Source organism: Sphingobium sp. LSP13-1-1.1, from assembly GCF_040676415.1.
In the GTDB taxonomy this organism is placed as follows: Bacteria; Pseudomonadota; Alphaproteobacteria; order Sphingomonadales; family Sphingomonadaceae; genus Sphingobium.
Genome location: NZ_JBEGHU010000034.1, coordinates 135,157 through 159,081 on the forward strand (window position 1 = coordinate 135,157; position 23,925 = coordinate 159,081).

The following is a 23,925-nucleotide window of genomic DNA, read 5'->3' on the forward strand; positions in this document are numbered from 1 at the left end:
CTCCCAATATTTATGTGATGTTGCCGGATGCGTCGGACGGGAACGAGACATTCTCATTCGTCAGATAGCCGACGACGCTTGAAGCATAGCTATCCCTTGCGCTGTCCACTTGCGTCTCAGTCCAGTCTCCCCACATGCCGCTATACATGAGGAAGCGCGCTCTAATGATGTGGTTCACGCCGCCTGCGATTGCGGAAAATGAGAAGATTTCCGCCTCATGGCTGAAACGATCAGTAGCGGTATTCCATGTGTCGCCATTCTGCTCACGGAACTGGATTTGGATGGCCTGAACGCCTGCGTCGGGCGCGATCCAGCTAACGTCAATCTGGCTGACCTGTGCGCCGTTGCTGTTGGTGATGGTTCGCGTTGAAGCTGTCAGCCCTTCCACGCCGATGCTCTCATTCGGGTCATAAGCCGGAACTTTGACGACCGGAGGCAGGTCTTTCGTCTCGTCATCGTCCCATGCGTAGATTTGCGCGGCTTCCTCTTGGAGCGTCATGTTGAAAGCGAGGTCGATCGTCTCGCTTTGACTGATTACGCGGAACAGTTTGCCATTCGTGACCCAGCCCAATTCAGGGACGACCATGCGGACCAGCGAACCGACCTGAACCGCAAATGCCTTCGGGCCGAACACGGATGAGAATGTCGCGGAGTATTTGTTCCTGACGAGGTTCTGCTTGGCGATGCGCTGCGCTTGCTCGTATCGCGTCACAGCCGCGAAATCGAAGACCTGCGGGCGAGGAATATTATCCTCAAGCGGGGCAATTTCGATCTGCCCCCAATCGTTCAACTGGTACAGGTTCTCAGGATCAGGGAAGCGACCACGAGCGATGTTGAAGGTATCTTTGAGGGATAGGTTGTCTGGCGTGTATTCATACTGGCCGATCAGATCGTCCCTTGTGAACGTGATCGTCGGGCCGTCGAGATCGTCATAGCCGCCGATAAGCTGATACATGCCAGCGGTATCGACCAGCTTTGCCGTGCCCATGGCCGCCGAAATGATGTTGATATTCGCTTCGTGGGTATCGGCGGTCGATAGGAGGCAATCGCAGAAGTAGCGATTGACCGTGGTTCCGCCATTGGTGACAACCGGTTCCTCGCACATATTGGCGTAGGTCATGAAATTGCCGAGGTCGATGCGATCCACTGGAATGCCCATGCCCCAAGCAAGGCGGCCATTGATCTTCCAGCCGATGAGGTAAGTCAGCAGAGCCAGAGCAGGGTTGCGGCCAATATCCTCCGACCCGCTTATAAAGGACCAGGTGTCCTGATTATTGGCGCGGTGAGAGCCAACACCGCCGACCGTGCTATCGAGTCGCGGATCGTAGACAGGGCAGCCGTCAACGATTGTCGTAATGCGGGTTGGCAGGCCGTCAGGGTAATTATCCGTGCTGAGACGGAAGATCATTTTGAGATAGGCGCAGCCGGTAAATGTAGCAGTGTTTTTCCAATAATCGCCGCTGCCGAACTTTTCCGCGTTCTCAGTGTCACCTTCTTCAACCGCGCCAATTACGAGGCCGCTTTTGTCATCATATTTGCCGGTGGTGCTGCCATTGAGATAGGACAGTTCGTCCTCTAGATAGACCTTCGATACCTTGTGAACGCGATGGCTTGCGAGAGCGATGACCCTGTGAAGATAGTCGCCCTTCTTCAGAATAGCAGTCACGCGAGGTTGTTGGTTCCAGAAAGCACTTTTCGAATTGGCTGCAATGAGTTCGGTCATGTAGGCCCAACTGTCGCGCTTCACCTTCTCATGGAAACGTTCGTCTGTGCCTGCCGCTGTTCGTCCGAAGACGATCTTGCGCGGCGCTGTCGGGTCGGTCGTGATGTTGAAGCTGAGAGCAGAGCCGAGTGTCTTGGGCTTGCCCATGATCATTCGAGTAGCCAGCGACATGCCCAGCGTGACGATCATGCCTGCGACCACTTTAGCCGCGATAGCCGCTGCGCTAGTTCCTGCTGCCGCGAGAGCAGAGGATGCAGTCATACCGGCCGCGACCGAACCACCGAACGCTGAGAAAAGTGCCGGTGCTAGATAACTGAAAGCAACCATGGCGACTGCGGCAAGAGCCACAATCGCCACGAACTTAATGATTTTGCCCACTTCAATACCTCAATTATTTTGAGGTATTTACCGTTTAGGCGTTCTTACTTAGCCGATGCGCCAACAAGCATCGCAGTCCATTGACGGCCAAGGGACAAGTCCGTTGTCATCTAGGAAGTAGCTGAACTTTCCAACGCAGACGCCGAGATAGAAGCGGCCATTTTCTTGTCGGCCCACAATGTCACCTCGCCTTGCCTGACTTGCATGAACGGACTCGCCAAGGCGTTGAGTGACGCAATCGTAGAACGACCTGTAGCCATTATCGATCAGCCATTTTCCGGCTTCTTTCCAACTCGTATATTTGCCCGCAAAATCGCCGGTAATATCTTCGCCGGTCTGCGCCTTGATCGCTCCGCAAATGAATGTCGCGCAGTCATGGCTATCGGCTTTGGTGGCGCCCCAATCGAAGCGATATTCGCTCACGCGGTCGAGATAGGTCGAAAGGGAATCAGGCCAGTATTTGGTGCGCTGGAACATCAATTTTCTCCCGTTGCAAGGCGGCCAGGCACACGGGGATCGTTGGCGATGCTGACAGCATAGGCTTGGCTGGTATCGTCGGGATCGAATAGCGGCTGATCGAGGTAGGTAGAGGCACTGGCGTTCGTGATCGACGCCGAATGGCTTTCGATGGTGAGGGTGAAAAGGCGCTGCTGACCGTCATAGGACACGGAGAGCTTGTCCATAATCCCGCTGCGAATGCGCCTGAACGCCCAAACGGCCGGAGTGTTGGCGTTTGGTGCGGAAATCATGAGAGCGCGCCAGAGGATGGCTTTGCGTCCCTTATATTCGGTGCTGTCGAGGGAGGCGGCGACAAGGGAGTCGGGAGCCGTCTGTGGCACTGCCAGCGCCAAGGATAGCTGTTCCGATCCCTGATAGGTGAAAGCGTTCTCGCCAATTTGGATCGGGATGCCTTCGGCAATCGGATCGAACACATAATTGTCGAGGTAAATGTCGCCGCTGCCCATAGGCTGGAGCGCCGTCCAGCCTGTCCAAAGCCGTGCCGGTTCTGTTTTGAAATCGAGGAAGCCCATAATGGCGGTGCGGATGCCTTCGGCTTCCAATGCGTCGAGCCATGGCCCTGTAATACCGTCGCGCATGTTGCCTCCTTACAGCTTCTGAACGCAACTCAGCGAGCGCAGGTACATGACCTCCGCATCCTGACTGTAGCCGTTGGATTGGTCGCCGGATGACAAGCGCAATTCGACCTTTGGCGCGACAAACTCAACAATCGCGCCACCGGCATAATCCTTCCTAAGCGGAGGCTGGAATTCGATATTGGCGCGTCCGCTGCTGGCGTTGGTGGGGACGACCGTGATCTGGTGAAGGGAATTGTTGAGGCTGAAATAGTCGCCCACTTCCAGTCCGGTTGCCTCACTGCCGGTCCAGCCTTGAACGGCGATCACGTTACTTTCAGCATATGCACCGTTGTAGATCGACTTGCCGATGATCGCTTTACCACTGCCATGAGGCTGATAGAGAAAGCTGCCCATAGTGCCGTTTAAGGACATGACCCAAGCGATTTGCTGTTTCGCTATGCTGCTGCCGCGCTGCTGGTTGGGGAAGGAAAGCTGAACTTGCCACTGTGAGAAGTTGTTCACGATAGAAGCGTGGCCGCTGAAGGGTGACTGCGCGATGCCCTGATTGTTGACCAGTTTTATATCTTCAGTCGATGGAGTGATTGGGGGTCCGCTGATCGGATATGTTGTCATTATTGGTGCCTCTCGCCCGTTTTAGATATTTAGTGGGGGAGGTGAGGTGGAATGTTGAAAGATCATGAAGGACTGGCTATGAGCCCCTGTCCTCTATCCAACACAGGCTTCAACGATCAAATGGCTGGCACTGTTGAAATCAGCAATCTCCGTAACATCAAGAAGCTGCGCTTCGACATACCTGATCGCGGCGTTTGGTTGCTTACGGCAGGGAACGGGGCAGGAAAAACTTCGTTGTTAGCGTGCCTTCGAAGAATTGGGCATCCTAACGCATTCCCGGTTCACTTCGCTTCGTCACTTAGGTCAGACCGGCTGGATAATCATTCGGAAGGCTCAGTGACATATGAAATTAACGGGGACACCGTTGAGTATGCCTATCGAGGCGAGCGCTGGACGCCAAGGCCGAGGACCAACTCTCATCTATTCCAGAGGTTTGGTTATGCGTCTGTGACATACATCGGCGCAACTGCCGAACGAATAACTCCAAGGCCAGAGGATTTCGAAACCCGGCACATCAGGGCTGCGGACCGCACAATCATCCAAGCGGCTAATGAGATATTTGAGACGAACAAGTTTTCAATGCTCCGAACAATCAATCTGAGCCGGGGAGTTGGAAACGATGCTTTCGTTCTTGCTTTAGATGGAAATCCGACAACTTATCACTCTGAAAAGCACTTTAGCCTCGGAGAGTTATGCGTACTGAAACTGTTGCGCTTGCTGAAGCAGGTAAACAACAACAGTATGATAATCGTCGATGAATTGGAAATGGCGCTTCATCCGAGAGCGCAGGTGAAACTGCTTCGATATCTTGAAGCGCAAGCTCGTGAAAAGTCGCTTACGGTAATATTTTCTACTCATTCAGTGACGTTGCTGAAAACGATAGAGCGCCAGCGCATAATTTATCTAGAAAAACAAGATGATGGCGAGACGAAGCCGATTATCGGTTGTTTTCCAACATATGCGATTGGCAACATTGCCGCTGATGAAGAAACTCTCCCCGACATAATGTTGTATGTAGAAGATGTCTTTGCACGTGATGTCTTAACGGCGTTTTTCGAAAAGTTCTCTGACGAGAGATTTGCCGATCCCACAGAGCGTCCGACAACGAAGGTCGTTCCGGTCGGTGGATTTAAAGAAGTTGTATCTTTTCTTGAACGCAATCGTTCGGTGCTGCCCGACCGAGTGCTTCAGAAAGCAGTGTTGGATGAGGATGCTTCGAGTGAGACGCTTGTCAACTGGAGACAGAATGATAACCACGGTCAACTGGCGAAGTTTCAGCGACTAGAACAAGATATCAAATTCCTTCCTTTTACTCCAGAAGTCGGCTTGATCGGGTACATAGCGGGGAATTTGACAGCTTTTGAGCAAAGCTTACGGCACCGATGCGGGGACAATCAGCTACGGATAGCTGACATCGTTCGGAAGTATGACGCTACGTTGGAAGGAAGTCGACTCCGCAATGCTGCTAAAGATATTAAAGATGAGCTAATTACATACCTCGAACAGCGCACTCAGCGCACCGAAGAGGCAGTGCGCGAAGCTCTTTGCGGCATCTTTGCTCATGCGGGGTGGAATCAGTTTCGCGCCGATTTCATGCCTATTTTTGGTCCAATGATACGTTAGAATTGTGATCAAAGTCGGGCTCTACCAAATTGATCCATTGTGTAGCTGTTGGCTTGCTTCTTGATCATTGGTAGGGCTTGAATGATACCATTCATCACGAGTTCCTGAGTGCGGGCTTCATTCTGGCTCTCGCGGGCATCGACATTGATCGTCATCCCTCCAGCGTTTCCGCTGATGTTCGAGAGAACATTGTGTGAGATCACTTTCGACCCGCCGTTGAGATAGGCCAGTTCAGGGCCGCGCTCACCGACGAGCTTCCAACCTGACGATGACACAAGGCCACCGTTCGCATGAGCGCCCATGTAATTGTTGTAGGCCCCGCCCATCACAATATCGCTGCCAGCACCGCCACCGCCGATACCGATGCCCGATAGCGCGCCGCTGAGCAGGCCGCCAATGGGCTTAATGAACGCCTGCTGGATGATGATTTCCGCGATGGTGGCGAGGATCTTTTTCCCGACCTCTAGGAACACATCACCAAAATTCTTCGCGTTCACGATTGCGTCGGCCAAGCCGCTGCTGATCGATTGAAGCCCCTCTGTGCCGATGGCTTCTAGGGCTTCCTGAACCTCTGCTGCGCTACCGGGCAAGCTGTCGAGATAGCTTTCCAGCGGCCCCATCGTGTTCTTGATCGCATTGTCCGAGAGCGCGCCATATTTGGCATCCAAACCGTCAAGCCTGCGCTGCGCTGTTGCGCGTTCTTCCGGCGAAGCCGTGCTGGTTGCTGACAGAACGGCTTCAAGTTCCAGCTTTTCGCGCTTCTTTTGCAGTTCGAGCGTGCGAAGTTCGACCTCGCGGCGCTGGCGGGCTGTCTTAGACATTTCGCCAACTATGCCCAGCATGTCGAGTTGATCAGATAGTTCGGCTTCCTTGCTCTTGAGCAGTTCAGCTTCAATGCGGACAGCTTCCTCGTTGTTAATCTGACTCTTCTCCGCGAGAGCGATCTTCTCCTGTAGCTGAATGAGGCTGTTTGCCTCTTCCTCAGTGTATTTGCCGCTGGTGTTCTGCTGCGTCTTTACATCATTGAGGATTTCCTGCTTGCGCTGCGCCAATTCCTTGTCGATAGCTTCGCGCTCCAACGCATATCCTTGCGCGTAGTCCCCGTGGTCAATGTAAGAAGCGCGGGCCAGATCGACATTGGCGCGGGCAACATCAGCCTGATATGCAGCTAGGCGATCAGCTTCCTTCTGCGCTAGTTCTGCCGCCGATGGTCCGGACTTAGCGGGAGTAGGCTTTGGAGTTGGGGTAGGAAGCGCAGTGCCCTGACCGGCGTTACCAGCTTTGGAGGCGGTAACTGCCTTATTGAGCAGGCCAACTTGGCGCTGCCATTCTTTCAACAAGCCCTGAGTGTCATATCTAATAGTGCCGAGCGGTCCACCATCCGCGATGTTGCCCGCTGCCTTCGCATCATAGTATTTCCGCCTCGCTTCGTGCATTTTCTGCTGACGAAAGCGCAGGTCCATGTTGCCGTCCTGCATGGCCTGATCCATCTTGCCACCAAGATAGACACCACCAGCAGCACCAGCGGCGGCACCCCATGGACCGGAGGCCAAACCACCGGCAATCGCGCCCATGATACCCATTGCAGTCCTGGGGTTCTGTGCCCAAAACTTCATGAGTGCCGATGTCACGCTCGAAATACCGCTGGCAAATCCCGCGATTGCGCCAGCATTAGCCGAGATATTCGCTGCCATTTGCGCGCTGAGGATCATCTTCATGGTATCAAGCTGATCGTTCGCCTGACCCGCATTGCGGATAATGCCGTCTTCCAGCACGATACCGAGATCACGAGCAGCCCTTGCTTGGAGTTCCAGACCTTCGGAGCCGCCAGCAAGTGTCTGCGTCAACGTGCCGGCCTTTTTGCCAAACAGGTCCATCGTGGCAGACATCTGCTTGGTCGGATTATCCATCTTCTTGATGCTGTCGGCGGCTTGCTTAACCGCCTTATCGACCTCAAGAGTGGTGACGCCGTATTCGTTCAGCTTCTTGATCGCTGCTTCATTGCCATTCGCTGCGTCACCTACGGTCTTAGAGAACTTTTCCAAGCCAGCATCTGCTGTCTCGAAATCCGAACCCGCCATCTGGGCAGCATAACGGAACTCTTGGATCATCTTAGTCGAGACGCCCGTTCGATCTGACATATCCGCAATGGCATCGCTGAAATCGAGCGCCTTCTGCGTAAGGCCAACAAGCATATCTATGCCCACGGCAGCAGCTAAACCTTTGACCGCAATGCTGGCCTTGTCCATCGAGCCTTGAATGATGCGCGATGTCTTGGTGCTTTCATCGGCGGCCTTCTTCATGCCGCTCAAGAATGATGCGCTCTCAAGCGAAAGGCTGGCGTAGAGACTGCCGAACTGTGACATAAAAATACTCCGTAGGACTTACGGAGTATTTATTGGCTAGGCAGGGCGCTTCTTGTTCTGGCGTTCCGCATATGCCTTGAAGTAGCCCTTGATCTTGTTGTGCAGATTGCTTTCCGGTTCTGGTTCGGACTTCTCTTCCAACTTCCATCTGTCATAGAATGTAGGGATCGGAGTATCGGACGAAGCTCGATAAGCGGAGTAGAACAGCGTGAGCTGGTTTCTGGAACGCTCGTCCTCGACTGGACAGCCCCATGGCTCAAGCTCATAATAGGCGGCCCATGTTGTGAACTCTGGCAACGGCATGGCTGCGACTTCGGAGAGGCTTTTGCCAAGTGCCAAAGCTAGTCGGCAGATAAACAGCCTCTCCGGGTTATCCATCAATCTTTTTTTTCGGCCTCGACCTGCTGCGGCATATTTCCGCCTGAAAGCGACATGGACAGCATATGCAGATAAATGTTCTGGATTTGCTGGTATGGTAGCTTCTTTAGTGCTGGAATATCGTCAAGGGAGAACATGAGATTGCCCTTGCCATCCACCACACTGAACACGATACCGACCATCGCTTCGTCAAGAGGTTCGACATATGGGTTGGCTTTCGGATCATCGTTGTGAACCTGAACCGCTTTGGCATTGTCTTGAAGGGTCGTCACGAAAGCCACGCGACGTTCGACATTGAACGCCTCCAAGCGAATTGTTGCATTCCACTCTGGGATGAACAGTTCGGTCGAACGTGGCTTTTGCGATAGCAAGAACGATTTTGTAGCCAGCTTTGCCATTAGCTCACCGTTACGTCGCCGGAGATTTCGATAGTGGCCGAGCCGGTGACTGCTGCGTCGACACCGCCGTTCAGTGGCTTGCTGATAACGAAGCCGGAAAAAGCGTAGGTTGTGTTGTCGGTATCATTCAACTGTAGCTTGAAATTCTTGAGGGAGCGCGAAGCCTTGGCTGCTTCAAGCGCGACCTGTCCGGCATCATTTGGGATGACAAGGAAGTTGATGGATACCTGACCGAAATCCTGCAAGCCCATCAGCTTTTCTTTAGCAGTGCTGTCGAGGTTGGTTGTATCGATGACCGATGCCGAGCCGCTGAATGCGGAGAAGTCGGTGATCTTAGCGACAGGGGTGAAAACGCCAGTGGCGGTTTCAATGGATAGGACAGTGCCCTGAGTTTCTACGGCGGTTGTCATTATGTTTTAGCCTCCAAAGTTGGTAGCTCGCCTCTCAGGGCTTGCTTCCAACTATTTATTTTCTGGAGACTTCGGCCGTTCTCTTAGTCGGCGGTGAAGTGAGCCGTCACTTCAACAATCATTCTGAACAACTTGGGATCACCGGATAGGTCCGAAGCGTCGAACTCATTATCGATCCTGATAAAGTTGATTGGTGCTGCGCTATAAGCAGCAAAGCCGGTCACAACATCGTCGGCGATCTGCTGTGCTGCCTTGAGAGAGGTTGCGTAAACATCGATGCGATATGACGCAGAAGCCAATCCGATTAAGCCATCAAGTGCGACCCCGCGCTGGGTGCTGGTGCGCTGGTAAATAGCGAACGGAGCGACGGCATCATCAGGGGCGAGAACCGGATAGAGCTTCACAGTTCCTGTCTGTGCGCTGAGAGCGGCGTAGAAAGCACTATCCATGCTCAGCGCCTCCCATACTTCTTTGCGAGGCGATCCATGGATGCGCCTAGCGAAGTTTTGATTTTCTCAAGAACAATGATCGACGCATTGTCGAACGCTGGCTTGGCAAATGGCTTCGCAGCCATCTTCACAGTGCCATATTCAAGGAAGCGTGCCCAGAACGCAGAGCCGAACGTAACAATGGCCACGACATTGAACGCCTTCTTGGGGCGACCCATTTTAACTTTTATGTTATCGCGCATGTGGCCGTAATCGACGGTGACGCTCTCTCCACTTTTCGTGCGGTAGCTGCGCGAAGTATCTTCATCGCCAACCGGCGTTGCCGCTTTCACTTCTTCCGAAAGGGCCTTAGCGCCAGCACGGATCGCGGACTTGCCAGCCCTAGTAGCTAGTTCTGGGCCGAGTTGTTCCAAACCCCTCTTGAGTTCGTCCCATCCCCTCATTTCAATGCGTAGTCTGTCAGCCATCTTTTATGTTCTCTTTATCTAGATGCTTATGCGGTCATGCTACGGACCATCACGAACAAGCCCTGACCGGCCTCATATTCTTCAAGGCCAGTAATCGCGTAAGTGACGCCTTTGTGCTGGACGATCATCTTTGTTGTGATGTCGGCACGGTAGCGAATGAGGAACTTTACCTCTGCCTGCGCGGACTGACCGGCAGCGCGAGTGATGTCCTTGACGGTCAGCTGATATTTGGCGGCCCAGACCGTTGCGACCTCAGTTGGAGCGTCCTCAACCACCTCGCCAATGTCATTCGTGGTCGTGGTGCTGCTCAGGAACGTGATGCGCTGCTTTAAATCGCCTGCCTTCACAGAACACCGACCCGGAACGGGTTGAGCAAGTTCTGGAATGTGGCTGCTGCCGCGTCCTGGCCCTCACGATTGGCGTAGAAGGAGCCAACATGGACAGCGATCGCTTGTTTAATCGGTGTGGGGATCTCGTCAGGGGTTGCGTATCCGGCGTCACACGTAACGACGAGCGTGCGACAGCCCCTCATTCCCCCTGCGAGCGTCAGCACAGCCCCGCTGTCCCGCAATAGCACCCAATAGCGGTCAGGGATCGGCAGGGCTTCTTTGACGCCCTCTGGGTCCATCAGCTCGACATCGCTAATAGCGATGACGGGTGCGGTGGGGATCAGGTATCGCTTGTCGCCCTCATCGAAGGAGAATTCGACGGTCGCGGGAACGATAGTGCGGCCCGTGTAGCTTTCTGCCGCGCTGGTAGCTGTAGCGATCAGGCCCGCAATGAGGGTATCGTCATCGTCCGTGTCGATCCGGCACCATTGTTTGGCTTCATCGACGGTGATGGCAAGATAATCGGGATCGCGGCTTATTGTGTTTTGCATCGGGGATACCTCCCCGATATTTATGTTGGCAGCGTTGGGGTGAGGAATGGCGAAGGCGGGTGGAAAGCTGACTGTCGGCTTTAATGCATCTTTAGCCCCGCAGCATTATGCGTGAAGGAAATCTATCAATTGGAGCCGTCATGAACCGAATTTGGAAGACATCGGCGCTGTGTCTGGCAGGCGTGACTACCTATCCAGTTTCCGCTGCTACAAACATCGACGCTTCGGCCGCCCTAACTCGATACTGTGAACCCCTCGTCTCCGGCGCAGCTGCCAGTAAGATAACTGAAATGGCTAAAGCTGACGGCTTCAAGGGCGATAAAGTCGGAAATTATCCCGCCCTCATTAAGGGGGATGTTATTGTGATGGTGTCCGATGCACCCCGAGTCTGCACGGTTCAAGCCTCGCCTGCAATGACATTTGCCCAAGGGATAGCGTTGGTCGATCAATGGGCGTCTCGGCATCCCGGCGCAGTAAAAAGCCCGACTAGCACAGGGCCGGACGGCGCACGGGTGCGGGCTTGGACCGCGCCAAAAGAGAAGAGGTATCTTCTCGTTTCAGAACAAAGCCATCCGCGTGGTTATAAGGTGCTGGCGTTCATTTTGGCCCCGCTTCCCCAGGGGCATCGTCCGTAAATCAGGTGTCTTTCGTGAGCGTCCGCTTTGGACGTTATGCAGAGCGCAACGAATGACCGGCTTGGTCGCCTGCTGAATTACCGCTTTTTCCGTATCGCACGGCCAGCGAACCCCATGGGAAAGCCCGGCCATTGCTGACCGGGCTTTTCAGTTTGCGAGTTCGTCTCGCTGATCGCTTACGAAGCGGCGATCTTCATGACCTTGACCGCCTCGGTGTTCGCACCAGTGCCGCCGAAACGCTTGGAGGTCTTCAATGCAATGTAGGCGTCATAGCTGTATGGGTCGCGCAGCATGGTGGTGCCGACCAGATCATATACGCGGTAAGCCTGCTTGAGATCGCCAAAGATCAGGCTGAGCGAGCCTGCTGCCACACCCGGAATATCCTCTACTTCCACGACAGGGAAACCGAGGAACGAAGAAGGTTGGCCCAGCACAAGTGACTGCTGCCACATGTAATTGCCGTTCGCGTCCTGAACCTTGCGAAGTTCACCGACGACCGAGCGTGGAGCATACCACTTGGCGTTTGCGCGGTAGATTGGGTTCAGAGCCGTCACCATGTCGATATATTTGTTCGCGTAGGTGTTAGCTGCCGGCAGAGCAGCAGCCTGACCCGAAGCGATATACTGGATGGTGCCGAAAGCACGAACGCTGTCTGCGGTAGCTGCGGTCGTGTGGGTAAGCAGGCCCTTTGGCTGATTGACGCCGGTGCCGTTGATGATCGAGGAAGCGACTTCCTTTGCGAACTTGGTCGCAACGCGGTCAGTCACCAGCGCTTCAACGTCGAAATAGGCGTCGTTCAGCGCGTAGTGGGAGATCAGCGGCTTCGCAAACAGGGTGCCGAAAGGAACCGAGACTTCCGCGAACGATGGCGTGTTGGTTGGATCATAGAGGCCGTTGGTGCCGGTTTCATCAACCCAGCTAGAGCCAGTGCCGCCCAGATCAACGTGGATTTTCACATCCGGGGTGCTGGTCGATTGAACGTCCACCTCTGCAAGTAGGGGCGCAACGTCCTGAGCAAGAGTGATAAGGTTTTTATCGAACTCTTCGGGAACGAGATAGCCACCAGCAGCGCCGATTACGCCTGCGTTTGCGCCGGTCTGCGTGGTTACGGCACGGGTGTTGAGGCCGGTTGCAACATAGTTGCGAAGTTCAAGGCCCCAATTGCTCTTGGTGATGATCGCAGGAGCGCCAATGCGGCCCGACTTAACAGAAATGCTCTTCTGTTCTTCCGCGACGGTATCAACGGTTTCCTCAACATTGGAAACAGCGGCGGTCAGGTTGTTGACCGCGTCGGTGAGAGTGGTGATTGCTTGACCGGTCTCTTCCAGCTTTGCGTCGTAAGTAGACTTGAACTCCTCAAATGCACTCACGACAGCATCGGTCTTATCAGTTTCATCTGACATATTATGTTCTCTCCTGTTAATAGGATTGTTTTTATTGTTATGTGACCTATTGACAGGATCGCCCCTGTAGCGGCTCACTTGAGCAAGTTGCTCTTGCTCTCCCTCTATTTATTGGTTGACTGTCGGTTCTTACTTGCCGAGCAGCTTGTTCAGACGCTCATTCAAAGCGTTCATTTCGGCGCGCTTCTGTTCCTGCTCAGCAAGATACTTCTTGCTCTCAAACTGGCTTGCTACAGTCTCGGCTTCTTTGCGGCTTAGGCCGCGATCACGCAGCAGACGTTCAAGATCGCGAATATTCATCTCATCGATGTTGGACTTCACATCAGCGATAAGCGCGCTGCCGTTGGCAGGCATGTTGACCACGCTGACTTCAACAAGATCGACTTCCGTGATTGTGCGGCGATATTCATCCGACTTGGACGCCATTTCCCAGACGACGGGGTAGAAGCCAATCGACAGACCTTTGATCAGGCCTTTCTTCAGTGCCTTGTAGGTATCTAAGCCATCGCTGGTGTCGAGCAGTTCGCCGGTCACTTTGAGGCCGTAGTCATCTTCCTCAACAGCAGTCCACGAACCGATCGGCAGGCTGTCGTAGATGCGATGATTAAGAAACATCATCGGCATGGTGCCAGCGTCCAAGTGCCTTTCTATGCTGGCCTTGAACGCGCCTTTCTCGATGATGTCGCCATAGCTATCGACATTGCCGAACACAGAGCCATAGCCGCTGAATGTCATTGTGTCGGTGTCGGTCTCGACAGCTTCAACAGCTAGTTTGCACTCCAAGCCAATTACAGTCTTCTTCTCAATCTGCGTTGCCATTGTTCTCGTCCTGCTTCTCCATGTTGGTTTCGGAAGTTTCGGTTGCCTGCTGCCCGAACAGATTTGCTGCTGGCATCAGCTTGTCGGCCATCGGATCATCGCTGCGAGGAAGGTCTTCCTTCTCGCGGATTTCATTTGTGGTGAGCCAGCCTTGGGTTCGACCGGCATTGTAGTAGGCCATGCGATCAGTCGTGGACGCTTCCATGAGCGCGCGACTGTCCAGCTTGATATAATATCCGGCCTTCTTCTCTTCCTTTGTCAGGAGAGCTTTGCGCGCTGACTGTTCAATGCGCTCATACCAAGGCATCAATGTATGGGTGAGGTGAGCAAGTAGAAGCTGCTCGACCGAATTGTAGGAAGTGGCCCCCGACTGCATGACCATGATGGGCAGCACACGAAAGGCGCGGCAAAGTTCTTCAATCTGGAACTTGCGGCTTTCGACCCACTGCGCTTCGTTCGCAGTGGACGCGATGGACTGAAAGGTGATGCCGCCTTCAATGAGGGCGGTCTTGTGGGCGTTGCCGACGCCGCTGTATTGATCCTGCCATGCCTTTTTGAGCGCGGCTTTCTGATCGGCGGTCAGGTTCGTGGGAGAAGTCAGGACACCGCTTGGTCGCGCACCATTCTTGAAAAGGTTTGCGCCGAATTGCTCTGATGCCAGTGCAAGGCCAATCGCTTCACGCGCCAGCTTGGTAGCATTCAGGCCGACAACGCCGTCCCAGCTTGGGCCTTTGATATGCCACATGTCCGACGCGGGAACGTCGATATACGCGCCCTTTTCGGTGGCGACGCGGTAGCTGATCGACATGTCGTCGTTTTGGACAGTCGTGACCGAGTTGGGCAGAAAGGCGTAAAGCTCTTGCGGCACCCCACGCCCATCACGGTTGATGAAGATATATGCGTTGCCGGTCAGGCCAGCATGGATGGCGAACTGTTCGCGGAACTCATAAGAGGTCTGCCATTCGTTCGGTTCATGGCGGAGAAGTTCATATACCGGGTGGTCCGTGGCATCTTCACCACGGCGGCCTGTACCGCTCTTTTGCAGCCGGAAGGGAACTTGCGCGATGCCGTCTGCAATGACGCGAACGATACAGAGGACAGCAGTTGAATAAAGTGCGTTGCTGTCAGCCGGATCAAGTAACCTGCCTGCTTGCCCGGCTTCGATGGCGCGGCCAATCTCGTCTAATGTTCTGCGCCTGATTGGCGAAAGTGACTTGAACTCAAGTCCACCGGTAAGAAAGTCTAATAGCTTTGACATGTATGTTTTCTGCCCGTCTCCTTTGTTCTGGATATTTATGCGGAGGGCAGTTCGTGGGATCAGAGCCAGTCGATGCCTGGAGTGACTAACTCAGGTTCATTCATCTTCATCGCGTAAGCCATGAGTGCCGCGACTATGCCGTCGATCTTTAGGTGGTGCTGCTTATCGGGCTTGTTGGGGAACAGGTGATTGGCTGAGTTCGCCCGGATGCTGACATTGCCAGCCATCCAGTTCATGCAAGGATTATCGGAGTGGCGTAGCTTGTTGTCCGCAACCAGCGCCTCGAACTCCAACATGACCGGATTATAGTTGCCGATGTTCTGCGCGAACTTTCGGACGTCGATGTTGGGGTATTGATCCTGTATCTCTTGCGCGAACTGATGGCCCTGCCATGGGTCATAGGCCACGCCTTTGATGTGGAATTGGCTCACCAGCTTTGCGAACTGCTCCTTGATGCTGGAAAAGTCCGTCGCATTGCCGGGTGTCAGGACGATATGGCCGCTGCTCGACCAGCCACGATAGGCGTCGGCATTCTTGCTGCCCTGAACCGCACCTTCGGGCAGGAAGAAGAAGGGGAAGAAATAGGGCGTCACACCGTCCATCACGCACAGGACCAGCGCGGAAATGTCCGTCTGCGTCGATACGTCATAGGCCGCGAAGGCAGGCAGGCCCGCTAGATCGGCCAGCGTCTTGTCGGATCGACATGCCGACCATGCGCGCATGTCCAGCCAGCCGCTTGTGCTGTTTTCCCAAACATTGAGGTGCTTGGTGAGTAGCGCGGCCTTTTTGGCCGGTTTGTTGAGGGCGTCCTCATATTGGTTGCGGAGATAATTCTCCTGAATGCTGACGCCGAAATTGGGGTTGGCCTTCTTCCAGACCTCGAAATCCGTCCAGTCATCCTCCTTGTCGATGGTGAAGATCGCCGTGAAGAGGCTGGGGTTGCTGACGATGCCCGCCAGGACGAGTTCGGCATCGACCTGTAGCTGGCGACAGGGGCCGGCGACATTGAAGCCCGCCGTCGTGATCGTCAGGAGCAAGGGCTGGGTACGCGAACCCATGCCCGTTTTCATCGTGTCATATTGTTCGCTGCTGTCATTCTCGTGCGCCTCATCCAAGATCGCGCAATGCGGGTTGGAGCCGTCGCCGGGCTTGCCGATCATCGACCGGATGAAGGAGCCAGTGCCGGGGCTGAACACCGACTTGGCATGAACCTCGATGCCAGCGGCCTCCATAAATTGTGGAGAGCGCAGCACCATCTGGCGAGCAGGCTCAAAACAGGCGTCTGCCTGATCTTTGCTATTCGCGCCGATCCAGACTTCCGCGCCTGCCTCATTATCGAGAAAGGCCATGTAAGTGGCGATGCCCGCCGCGAATGTGGACTTCCCGTTCTTGCGCGGGATGAGCAGCAGGGCTTCCGTGACCTTGCGATACTGGGTAGTGGGATCAACGAAGCCGAAGATCCCCGCCAGCACCCACACTTGCCACGGCTCCAGCCGGATCGTCTCGCGCTTGCTGGCCCACTGGCCCTTGCTGTGCGGCAGCAGTTCGATGAACTTGCAGACGCGTTCGATGGCCTTGGGCTTGAACTCCCATTCGTCGCCGTCGATGTCGTTGAGGAAAAGTTGGCAGGATTGGGTAATCTGCTGACAGGCGAGAATCGTGCCAGCGGTTACGCCCTCGGCATAGCTAATAGCGATGCGCGTGAAATGGCCGTCGCCCTCCAACCACATCGGTTACTCACCGAGGAGTTTGGCGAAATCGTTGCGGATGTCGGGTTCGGCTACCTTGCCGCGCTGCGCTCTCGATGGTGCGCCACCGATGCCAAGGAGTTCGCGCTGTTTGCGGAGTTCGACAAGCTGGTTGCCCTTGGGCACTTCACCGGCTTTGAATGTGGTGCGGACAATCGCGGCGAGGCAGCAATAGTCCGCGAACAGGCTGCTATCGAGGTCCGACGTACCACTCTGAGCGACGCGTTCCAGTTCTTCGTGCCATACCTCCTGAGCCGCAGCCGGAAGATAGTCTGGCATCTTGGGTGGAATGACAATCGCGGAGAGAATGATGGTCGGATCGTCACGGCACGGACGATAGGAACCGACCGCCTTCTTCTCTTCTATGGATTTCTTCTTGGGTCCGCGCTGCATCTCCTATTTAGCGGAGGCATCTTGACCATATGCGGCTTTGATTGTGTATGTGATCCAGATTGCGATCGATTAGGTCGAAGGGGGAAATATGAGCTTCAAAGCTGCGGTTTGCGGGTCATGCGAGCGCGACATTCAGGTTCCTGCCGATATTCCTTCTCCGTCGTGTCCATATTGCGGCACGGTGGTAGGTCATGAAGCGGCAGCACCCGCGGCCACGGTATCGACTCTCATGGGTATGGCAAAGACAGCCGAGATCGCAGGGAACAATGCGGAAGCACTGACCTACTACAATCGAGTGCTTGAAGCCGATCCCCGTAATGCGGAGGCATGGATTGGCAAGGGTAAGGCCGCAGGTTGGCAAACGACACTGGTGAACTTTCGAGTCTCAGAGATGCTGGTGGCGTTCAATCACGCACTGGCCAATGTTGATCCAGTTTCTCAAAATTCCGTCCTTCAAACAGTGACCGACGAAGCTAATCGCCTCATAGCGACGATCTATAAGCTGGCTCGCGATCACATGCTTGAATATGTGTCGCTACAAAATAGCTGGCCAACCTATGTCGCTCAGATGGGGCAGATGGTTGATGCCCTTGATACGGTCCTAGGTTGGAACCCAACTGACCGGACAACTCTGGAGAATATCGTTCACCTGTGTAAGGATAATATCGAGGGAGTGAGCTACCGCGATCAATTTAACAACAACGCTCCGGGTCTTTGGTCACTTACGCCTGAGTATGAAGCACTTCTCAGATCTAGACTGGACGATGCCGCGGAGAAATTGATAGCTCTTGATCCCGAATATACGCCGCCATCGATTCAGAAAAAGAAGGCAGAGGACTGCTTTGTCATAACCGCTACCATGGGCGATCCTCTTCACCCTGATGTGAAATTCCTTCAAGCGTTCCGTGATGACTGGCTGAGAGATCGTGGTTGGGGAGCCATGCTGATCACCCTTTATTATCGTCATGGCCCAAAGGGGGCAGCGTTCATAGGCAAGAGTGCGACGCGCCGCACGATTTCACATCGGCTAATTGTGCGCCCCGCAGTCTGGATCGCTGAACTACTAACGTCACGCTGGGGGCGATAGCGATGATCGACCCCACCGACATTGTGAAGGATGTGAGCCAACCGTTGACGAGCAGCCTGAGCGATGCTTGGCAATGGTTGCTTGGCGACCGAATAGCCGCGTGGCGGTTGGAGAACGCTGCCAAGATACAGGTGAAGGTCAACACTAAACTTGCTGCGTTGGGTCTAAAGACTGTACCGGCCCGTATACCTGAGCGATACGCAATGGCATGGTTCGAAGAGGCGACCAAGCAGGACGAGACAGAGATACAGGACTTGTTCGCTCGCTTATTGGCGAACGCGGCAGCGGGTGACGAAGATGCAGCGGATCGTAGGCACTTGGAGATAGTCGCCCGTTTTGTGCCTCTTGATGCAAAGGTCATGGACATATTTTACAACGGCGAATTAGCTAAGCGGCATATGTCTCAAGCCGGTGAATTAGTGGAAGTCTCCGTTGATGAATGGTCGCTTTATAAATCATTGAAGGATGAATTTGGCGCCAGAGGCTGGCAGTCGGTCGAACACCTTATTGCATTAGGCGTTCTCGAAAAGCGCAACCATATTTCAACCGAGTCAGTCACCCGGCTGCTATCAAACCTCCAAACCGATACCTCATCTGGGCTTGTTTATCCTTCATACGGAAGTGGAACTGAGCTTGAAGTGATGGCCGAAATAGTTTCCACGCTTACCGGGCTTTCGTTGATGAGGGCTTTGTCAGACTGAGCGGGCAAGCCCTGAACTGTTTAATTCGCACACGCATCTTTTGTGTTGGGGGGCTGTTACCATAGAGGGCGCTCCGCAGAAAAATGACTGCCCCCTGCGATCTCCGTCCTTTGCATCGTCCGACCAGCGATCTAACCATTCATGATAAGATCATGAAGAAGCGAAGCTGTTGCGCCAATCTCCTCCTTCAATCGATGCTGCTCCTCTGGGGTAAAGGTGACTGCTCGCTCCTGCCACGCGTCAACGATGCTCTGCCGAAGCGCGGTGATCTTCTGGAATATCGCGTCGGCATCGAACGCAAGGTTAGGATGCGCCGTCAAATTGGGCGGCGGTTGGGAAAATTCTTGAGGCATTTGAATGCTCCTCAACTAAGCGGGAGCTTTCCATTTACTCTCTGTCGACGTCGTGCTCGTGGGCTATGACGTCAATGATCGAACTATAACATAATCGCTAGCGTAATGACAGCACTTCTCTCTAAACCGTTGGGTTGATGGCGAAGTCATTGAACTTAACCAAGTCTTTAGTAGACACGACGTGTCGATAGACATTACGCAGTTGACTTCTACTTGAAGGACGAAGCCAATGTTCAAAGCCGTTTCCCGCATCTGCCTTGCGCTGATTGTCATAATCGCTTTGGGGCCAATTGCAGTTGGCAACGTCATGGCCACTCAGCAGGCATGGGATGATAGCGGTCTTGTGTTTGAGTCGAAACTGTTTGGCATTAAATTCTGAAACGTTGGCTGTTCTCTTCTGCTGTCTTGGTAGCATGGCACGGGACGCATAAACTTTGTGTATTCTCGTAAACATCCTTCCCACCATCTGCTCTCGGCTTGATGTGGTCCACCTGTGTCGCGGGTGTGATGTGTCCGCGTTCATGGCAATGTCTGCATAGCGGTTCTTCCTGCAACCGCCTTGCTCTGACTTTACGCCAATTGCTGTCATAGACATATTGATCGCTTCTGACGGCTTTTACCTTCCTGCCGCCATGATTGAAGTTGGGTGGAAGATTGGGCATAGGGGTTATCCGAAGGTCAGTTTGAATTCCATCGCTGCCCTTGCGTCCACGAACCGGCATATGACATCGACCCATATCTTCATCGTTGATAGGTCAATGCCAAACTCGGTCGTCGTCAGGATGATGTGGCCGATCTTCTGCTTTTCTATCAGCCATGCCGCGACTTCGGATAGTCTGGCGTGATCGGGATCGCAGATGATCTTGACGGTCGTTAGGCAGGTCATCATCTACTTAGTTGGCGTGGCTAGCTCTTCCGATCTTTCTGAAAATCAAGTTCATTGATTGGATGATTGCCAGATCACCTGAATGCATACGATCGGAGTAGGCGCTGTTGCTTACGAAGATAGGAATTTACGAAATGGCTTTTAATCCCACTGCGCTGAAGTCGGTTTCCGCTGTTGCTGACCTGACGACCACCGGTAAGCGGACTGCGCGGGACGTTGTGCTTGAGGCGATCAAAATGCAGCTGGCACTATTCGCGGAGCCGAAGAAGGAGGGGCGGCGCTGGTTCAGGTCCGGTGCCAACGATACGGCATTCAGCATTCGGTACGCCAACACTGCGCTAAAGTTGCGCGGTGACGAGACGCAGCTAGCCGTTGAAACGAAGTCCTTCCCCGACGCGCTCAACTACTTCGCTGATGAGATCAGCAAGGGCAAGTTCGACGCGCAGTTGATCGAGCTTGAGGCTGCTCGCGCAAAGCGCACGGATAAGATGCGCGAGACGAGGAAGAACAAGCCCAAAGGCTGACCGGCAGACCACTTCATACAAGGGGGGCCATTGCGCCTCCCTTTCTTTTTGACTTGCCGATCTATGTCGGGCAGGGATGCGGCCATCAGTTTCATGGAGGCGCACTGTGGCAAAGATCGACCTGTCTAAGTTCATCGATAATAGCTTGAAGGCTGAGTTCGAAGCCAAGCCGTACGACATCAACAAGGATCGGGCTAAGCTGGTTGCTCGCTTTGAAGCTGCACTCGCCCAGTTCACGGGCAGCGCCAACGTTAAGGGGCCGAAGCTCTGGAAGGCAAAGAATGGCGTCGTGGAGTTCAAGGCTGCTGTGAATGGCGTCGATCTCACCGTCAATGGCGCAACCACGAACTACATTCCTGAAAGCCAGTTCGAGCCTTTCCTCAACGCTCTGATCGAAGCCACGAATGAGGGTGCGTTTGATACCGTGTTTACGGCCAGTGCTGCTGCCCCGCAGGCTTCTCAGAAAGCGCCGAAGCGTGAACGTAATGTCAGTGACGCCAGCCGCCTCAATATTCGCGTCGGCGGGTTCCGTAGGGGTGGCAAGACGGATGCCCAAATCCGCAAGCAGTTGACCGACGAAGGCGTGGACAAAGCGGCGATTGACGCGGCCATCGCTTACAAGCGGCCCGGAAAATAAGACACAAGAAAAGCCCTAATGCCGGTCACTAGGGCTTTTCCCATTGATCATAAGGAGCAACTGAAGCCGATTATGTCGGCTTTTTGATTGCCTGATATTTATTCCTTAGTTCGGCTTCGGTTGGTGTTGTAACAGATAGGCAGCCATCTCCTCCTGAACCTCTGCCAAACGCTGCACGCCCTCTATGGGTTCATCTTCCCACCACATGCGCCAAAACATTGTTGAGTTGTTGCGCCCATCAAGAGGCTGGTAGGGATTATAGGCCCAAGTGAAGCCTACCTTCGCTGGCTCCCCGAAATGTAGATCGAACCACAAGACGCGACCCCGATTGCTGGGTTTGATCTTTTCGGCTTCGAGAAATGCGTTTCCGTAGTCGATGACCTTCATCATCACCTCTTCGTCACTGACAAGGTGCTTCCGGCTTCGAAGATCGATCAAAACGTCCTTTCGGATTGCGTCGCGAAAGTGGCGCAACTCCTTTATCTCAAGTCTCATCGGCACATTCCTTTTCTAAGTGCCTATGGACATACAAAGCCATCTATCCAGAAACGCAAGACAAGATGTGGTTCGGTCAGAAGAGTTTTCTATAGCTCACTTTCTGGATGACAAGGCAGTTCAGGAGACAATAGCTGAAATGGCACGAAACGGACGTGGAGTGCTTGTATGTTTCAGCAGATTGATCTCAGCGCGTTGGCTGACTACTTGATTGAAGAAGTCGATTGCTCCGCTGACTATGAGGAAGATTGCTTCGGGTTGGTCTTCCGCGAACAGCGCCTGTATGTGGAAAGGCATCCCGCATATTTTCGGATCGAACACGGCGTGTCAGTTTACGAATTGCCGCGTCACTGATCCCCTCAGAAGCCCATACAAAAGAAAAAGCGCCCGCAAGCAAGCGAGGCGCTTTTTCTGCGAGAGGGCTTCCACGAGCTTTACAGGGCTTCAAGCCTGCGCTTCTGCATTTCCTCAATCTGCTGAGCAATGTCCTGCCGGTCCACATTATCCCGGCGCAATAATCCGTTGCGAAGCCGATCTTCATTAAGGCCGACTGTCAAATCAAAGCGGTTTACCAGCTTGCCCTTGTCATCGAACTGCCAACCAAGGCTACCTTCTAACGCGGATACCTCGACTGTCCGATCAGGCTTGAACGTGATACGGTCGATTAGGCGCTGAAAGGCATCCATGACCTTCGTTCGCGCAGCGTCCCTGACCTTCTCGTCTTCACTGTCAATGGATGTCCGAACGCTGGCGACCCGGTTGAGATGTTCGGCCGGGCTAACCTGGCCCTTGGAGAGTGACAGCTTTTCGTCCAGTGCATTGACGAGTTCACGCTGTTGGTCTGCTTGGCGTCCTACATCGATGTACCGCTGCTTGACGCGCTGGTCATGCTTGAACGCCGGATCGAGCGTCATATCCAACGCTGTCTGCGCTTGCGCTTCAAAGCGTTCCAATTCGCGTCGAGCACTGGCTAGTTGGTCGGCAAGTTGGATCATGACGCTGCGCTGCTCGAAATGAACATCGCGGAGTGCTGAGTTGAGCAGGTTGTCCAGCACGGCCTCAGCGATCCAGTGGTAATTGAAGGCGGCTTTGTGATCGCACCTGTGACCCCGGTGAGCGCCGCTACATTTGAGGTAGACGCCCTCGCTTTTATCGATCGTCACCGTGCCGGTTTTCGGGTTGGTTCTGGCGCGACCAGCATTCGCTTTCTTGAGGTAGATCATTCGCTGGTTACAAACGCCACAGTAAACAAGACCGGCTAGAAGGTTCACCCGGCCCTTGGTGCCGCCCCCTACATTCATAACCTGCTTCGATGCTGACACGCGCTCGAACTGCGCTGGCGAGATTATTTGAGGGTAATAGTCGGGGATGGGTTGCCCCATCTTTGTCCCGGTCACTTCACCCTTGCGCCTGCTGCGCGGCTGAAATTCTCCGATCACGGCTGGGTTGTGGAGAATTTTGTAGACATAGCTTGGATGCCAGCCATCAGCTTTGCGCTTACCGACGCCCCATGATGGAATGCCATCTTCGTTCAGTTTGCGGGCGATGATGGCGTGTCCGACTCCTGCGTCGCGCTCATCAAAGATGCGCTGGATGATCAGCCTGCGGTCAAGGTGCGGATCAGGGTCCGTGATCACAACAAACTCATTCACCTCCTTGTCCCAGCGCAGCCAAGCTGGACAAACGCCAGTAATGTTGCGCTTCTTGCCTTCTACGACATCCTTACGCCGGTTCTGCCAGCTATCGAGAAGTAGGTCGCTTTTTCGCTTCGACTCGCCATGGCTTCGAAAGCTGTCGAAGATGAGGCTCATGAAGCTGAGTTGATCGGCCTCCATCGCGGCCCTACTGACCATCGTACCACGGTCGGCGGTAACGAACTTGATGCCGGTAGGGAAAACCCTGGTGAGCCAGCCAACGACCTCAAGCGCCGGCAATCGGGTGAGACGGTCTAGCTGCTCTACGACAACCAGAGTGCCCTCTGGGACTTCTCTGCGCTCGAAACGCTCGACCAGCTTACCGAGGTTGCCGGTGAGGATATTTTCGCCTGTGTAGGCGCTCCTGCCCTCGTCAACTACCGTCTCAAGGACGTTGTAGCCCTTGTCAGCGCAGAATTTGGTGCAGCGGTTGATTTGGCGGGCATAGCTGTCACCCTTGGTCTGCTCCAACGACGACCAGCGGATATAGATAATCGCGTCCATTCAAACA

At 54.1% G+C, this 23,925-nt stretch carries 30 protein-coding genes; 8 read left to right on the top strand and 22 right to left on the bottom strand.

Annotated features, from left to right (window positions below):
* Positions 1–10: 10 nt before the first annotated feature.
* Genes MRBLSP13_RS15860 through MRBLSP13_RS15875 form a run of 4 tightly spaced genes read right to left on the bottom strand, consistent with a single transcriptional unit; the run spans position 11 to position 3,810 of the window.
* The gene (locus MRBLSP13_RS15860) at positions 11–2,101 is read right to left on the bottom strand and encodes a hypothetical protein (protein WP_363755492.1); all 2,091 of its coding nucleotides are present in this window, start codon (positions 2,099–2,101) and stop codon (positions 11–13) included.
* A 48-nt stretch (positions 2,102–2,149) separates the two neighbouring features.
* Positions 2,150–2,578: a DUF6950 family protein gene (locus MRBLSP13_RS15865; RefSeq protein WP_363755494.1), complete on the bottom strand. Its 429-nt coding sequence runs from the start codon at positions 2,576–2,578 to the stop codon at positions 2,150–2,152.
* Positions 2,578–3,198: a hypothetical protein gene (locus MRBLSP13_RS15870; protein WP_363755496.1), complete on the bottom strand. Its 621-nt coding sequence runs from the start codon at positions 3,196–3,198 to the stop codon at positions 2,578–2,580. Before MRBLSP13_RS15870 ends, MRBLSP13_RS15865 begins: the two co-directional genes overlap by 1 nt.
* Positions 3,199–3,207: 9 nt before the next feature.
* Positions 3,208–3,810, bottom strand: a complete 603-nt coding sequence (locus MRBLSP13_RS15875) for a hypothetical protein (RefSeq protein WP_363755498.1) — start codon at positions 3,808–3,810, stop codon at positions 3,208–3,210.
* Between the two features lie 51 nt (positions 3,811–3,861).
* On the opposite strand from MRBLSP13_RS15875, the gene MRBLSP13_RS15880 reads away from it, so the two are divergent.
* The gene (locus MRBLSP13_RS15880) at positions 3,862–5,433 is read left to right on the top strand and encodes an AAA family ATPase (protein WP_363755500.1); all 1,572 of its coding nucleotides are present in this window, start codon (positions 3,862–3,864) and stop codon (positions 5,431–5,433) included.
* An 8-nt stretch (positions 5,434–5,441) separates the two neighbouring features.
* Here the strand turns inward: MRBLSP13_RS15880 and MRBLSP13_RS15885 are convergent, their stop codons facing one another.
* The 8 genes from MRBLSP13_RS15885 to MRBLSP13_RS15920 form a co-directional block, all read right to left on the bottom strand.
* Entirely contained in the window at positions 5,442–7,799 is a 2,358-nt protein-coding gene (locus MRBLSP13_RS15885; RefSeq protein WP_363755502.1) for a hypothetical protein, read from the bottom strand.
* 36 nt (positions 7,800–7,835) lie between these two features.
* Positions 7,836–8,177: a phage tail assembly protein T gene (locus MRBLSP13_RS15890; protein ID WP_363755504.1), complete on the bottom strand. Its 342-nt coding sequence runs from the start codon at positions 8,175–8,177 to the stop codon at positions 7,836–7,838.
* On the bottom strand, positions 8,177–8,575 hold the full coding sequence (locus MRBLSP13_RS15895; protein ID WP_363755506.1) for a hypothetical protein: 399 nt from the start codon (positions 8,573–8,575) through the stop codon (positions 8,177–8,179). Before MRBLSP13_RS15895 ends, MRBLSP13_RS15890 begins: the two co-directional genes overlap by 1 nt.
* A complete protein-coding gene (locus MRBLSP13_RS15900) occupies positions 8,575–8,985 on the bottom strand; it encodes a phage tail tube protein (RefSeq protein WP_363755508.1) in 411 nt (136 codons plus the stop codon). The genes MRBLSP13_RS15895 and MRBLSP13_RS15900 overlap by 1 nt, the downstream gene beginning before the upstream one ends.
* An 83-nt stretch (positions 8,986–9,068) precedes the next feature.
* Complete coding sequence (gp17, locus tag MRBLSP13_RS15905; RefSeq protein ID WP_363755510.1) at positions 9,069–9,434, bottom strand: tail completion protein gp17; 366 nt, start codon at positions 9,432–9,434, stop codon at positions 9,069–9,071.
* A gap of 2 nt (positions 9,435–9,436) precedes the next feature.
* On the bottom strand, positions 9,437–9,901 hold the full coding sequence (locus MRBLSP13_RS15910) for an HK97-gp10 family putative phage morphogenesis protein (protein ID WP_363755512.1): 465 nt from the start codon (positions 9,899–9,901) through the stop codon (positions 9,437–9,439).
* Between the two features lie 26 nt (positions 9,902–9,927).
* On the bottom strand, positions 9,928–10,248 hold the full coding sequence (locus MRBLSP13_RS15915; protein ID WP_363755514.1) for a phage head closure protein: 321 nt from the start codon (positions 10,246–10,248) through the stop codon (positions 9,928–9,930).
* The gene (locus MRBLSP13_RS15920) at positions 10,245–10,781 is read right to left on the bottom strand and encodes a head-tail connector protein (RefSeq protein ID WP_363755516.1); all 537 of its coding nucleotides are present in this window, start codon (positions 10,779–10,781) and stop codon (positions 10,245–10,247) included. The genes MRBLSP13_RS15915 and MRBLSP13_RS15920 overlap by 4 nt, the downstream gene beginning before the upstream one ends.
* 140 nt (positions 10,782–10,921) lie before the next feature.
* Between MRBLSP13_RS15920 and MRBLSP13_RS15925 the strand changes: the two genes are divergently transcribed.
* Positions 10,922–11,416, top strand: coding sequence for a hypothetical protein (locus MRBLSP13_RS15925; RefSeq protein ID WP_133652942.1), 495 nt, complete (start codon positions 10,922–10,924; stop codon positions 11,414–11,416).
* A gap of 176 nt (positions 11,417–11,592) precedes the next feature.
* Here the strand turns inward: MRBLSP13_RS15925 and MRBLSP13_RS15930 are convergent, their stop codons facing one another.
* The 5 genes from MRBLSP13_RS15930 to MRBLSP13_RS15950 form a co-directional block, all read right to left on the bottom strand.
* Positions 11,593–12,819, bottom strand: coding sequence for a phage major capsid protein (locus tag MRBLSP13_RS15930; RefSeq protein WP_363755518.1), 1,227 nt, complete (start codon positions 12,817–12,819; stop codon positions 11,593–11,595).
* Positions 12,820–12,948: 129 nt separating this feature from the next.
* Positions 12,949–13,638 (bottom strand): HK97 family phage prohead protease, encoded by a 690-nt coding sequence (locus MRBLSP13_RS15935; protein ID WP_363755520.1) that lies wholly within the window; start codon positions 13,636–13,638, stop codon positions 12,949–12,951.
* Positions 13,622–14,896, bottom strand: a complete 1,275-nt coding sequence (locus MRBLSP13_RS15940; protein ID WP_363755522.1) for a phage portal protein — start codon at positions 14,894–14,896, stop codon at positions 13,622–13,624. The genes MRBLSP13_RS15935 and MRBLSP13_RS15940 overlap by 17 nt, the downstream gene beginning before the upstream one ends.
* Positions 14,897–14,955: 59 nt before the next feature.
* Positions 14,956–16,626, bottom strand: coding sequence for a terminase large subunit (locus MRBLSP13_RS15945; protein ID WP_363755524.1), 1,671 nt, complete (start codon positions 16,624–16,626; stop codon positions 14,956–14,958).
* A 3-nt stretch (positions 16,627–16,629) separates the two neighbouring features.
* Positions 16,630–17,037, bottom strand: a complete 408-nt coding sequence (locus tag MRBLSP13_RS15950; RefSeq protein ID WP_363755526.1) for a hypothetical protein — start codon at positions 17,035–17,037, stop codon at positions 16,630–16,632.
* Positions 17,038–17,125: 88 nt separating this feature from the next.
* On the opposite strand from MRBLSP13_RS15950, the gene MRBLSP13_RS15955 reads away from it, so the two are divergent.
* Positions 17,126–18,124, top strand: a complete 999-nt coding sequence (locus tag MRBLSP13_RS15955; protein WP_363755528.1) for a tetratricopeptide repeat protein — start codon at positions 17,126–17,128, stop codon at positions 18,122–18,124.
* Positions 18,125–18,126: 2 nt separating this feature from the next.
* Entirely contained in the window at positions 18,127–18,825 is a 699-nt protein-coding gene (locus tag MRBLSP13_RS15960; protein WP_363755529.1) for an Abi-alpha family protein, read from the top strand.
* Positions 18,826–18,956: 131 nt separating this feature from the next.
* Here the strand turns inward: MRBLSP13_RS15960 and MRBLSP13_RS15965 are convergent, their stop codons facing one another.
* A complete protein-coding gene (locus MRBLSP13_RS15965; protein ID WP_363755531.1) occupies positions 18,957–19,178 on the bottom strand; it encodes a hypothetical protein in 222 nt (73 codons plus the stop codon).
* Positions 19,179–19,407: 229 nt separating this feature from the next.
* On the opposite strand from MRBLSP13_RS15965, the gene MRBLSP13_RS15970 reads away from it, so the two are divergent.
* Complete coding sequence (locus MRBLSP13_RS15970) at positions 19,408–19,557, top strand: hypothetical protein (RefSeq protein ID WP_363755533.1); 150 nt, start codon at positions 19,408–19,410, stop codon at positions 19,555–19,557.
* Here the strand turns inward: MRBLSP13_RS15970 and MRBLSP13_RS15975 are convergent.
* Complete coding sequence (locus MRBLSP13_RS15975) at positions 19,547–19,915, bottom strand: HNH endonuclease (protein WP_363755535.1); 369 nt, start codon at positions 19,913–19,915, stop codon at positions 19,547–19,549. The genes MRBLSP13_RS15970 and MRBLSP13_RS15975 overlap by 11 nt on opposite strands.
* Positions 19,846–20,067: a hypothetical protein gene (locus MRBLSP13_RS15980; RefSeq protein ID WP_363755730.1), complete on the bottom strand. Its 222-nt coding sequence runs from the start codon at positions 20,065–20,067 to the stop codon at positions 19,846–19,848. The genes MRBLSP13_RS15975 and MRBLSP13_RS15980 overlap by 70 nt, the downstream gene beginning before the upstream one ends.
* Positions 20,068–20,198: 131 nt before the next feature.
* Between MRBLSP13_RS15980 and MRBLSP13_RS15985 the strand changes: the two genes are divergently transcribed.
* Positions 20,199–20,588 carry a hypothetical protein gene (locus MRBLSP13_RS15985; RefSeq protein ID WP_363755537.1) on the top strand — a complete coding sequence of 130 codons (390 nt, stop codon included), beginning with the start codon at positions 20,199–20,201 and terminating at the stop codon, positions 20,586–20,588.
* A gap of 106 nt (positions 20,589–20,694) precedes the next feature.
* The gene (locus tag MRBLSP13_RS15990; protein ID WP_363755539.1) at positions 20,695–21,225 is read left to right on the top strand and encodes a hypothetical protein; all 531 of its coding nucleotides are present in this window, start codon (positions 20,695–20,697) and stop codon (positions 21,223–21,225) included.
* Positions 21,226–21,330: 105 nt separating this feature from the next.
* On the opposite strand, the gene MRBLSP13_RS15995 is transcribed toward MRBLSP13_RS15990, so the two are convergent.
* Positions 21,331–21,720 (bottom strand): hypothetical protein, encoded by a 390-nt coding sequence (locus MRBLSP13_RS15995; RefSeq protein ID WP_363755541.1) that lies wholly within the window; start codon positions 21,718–21,720, stop codon positions 21,331–21,333.
* 168 nt (positions 21,721–21,888) lie between these two features.
* Here MRBLSP13_RS15995 and MRBLSP13_RS16000 point away from each other — a divergent pair, with 168 nt between their 5' ends.
* Positions 21,889–22,074 (top strand): hypothetical protein, encoded by a 186-nt coding sequence (locus MRBLSP13_RS16000; RefSeq protein WP_363755543.1) that lies wholly within the window; start codon positions 21,889–21,891, stop codon positions 22,072–22,074.
* A gap of 80 nt (positions 22,075–22,154) precedes the next feature.
* Here MRBLSP13_RS16000 and MRBLSP13_RS16005 read toward each other — a convergent pair whose 3' ends face one another.
* Complete coding sequence (locus MRBLSP13_RS16005) at positions 22,155–23,918, bottom strand: recombinase family protein (protein ID WP_363755545.1); 1,764 nt, start codon at positions 23,916–23,918, stop codon at positions 22,155–22,157.
* Positions 23,919–23,925 lie beyond the last annotated feature (7 nt).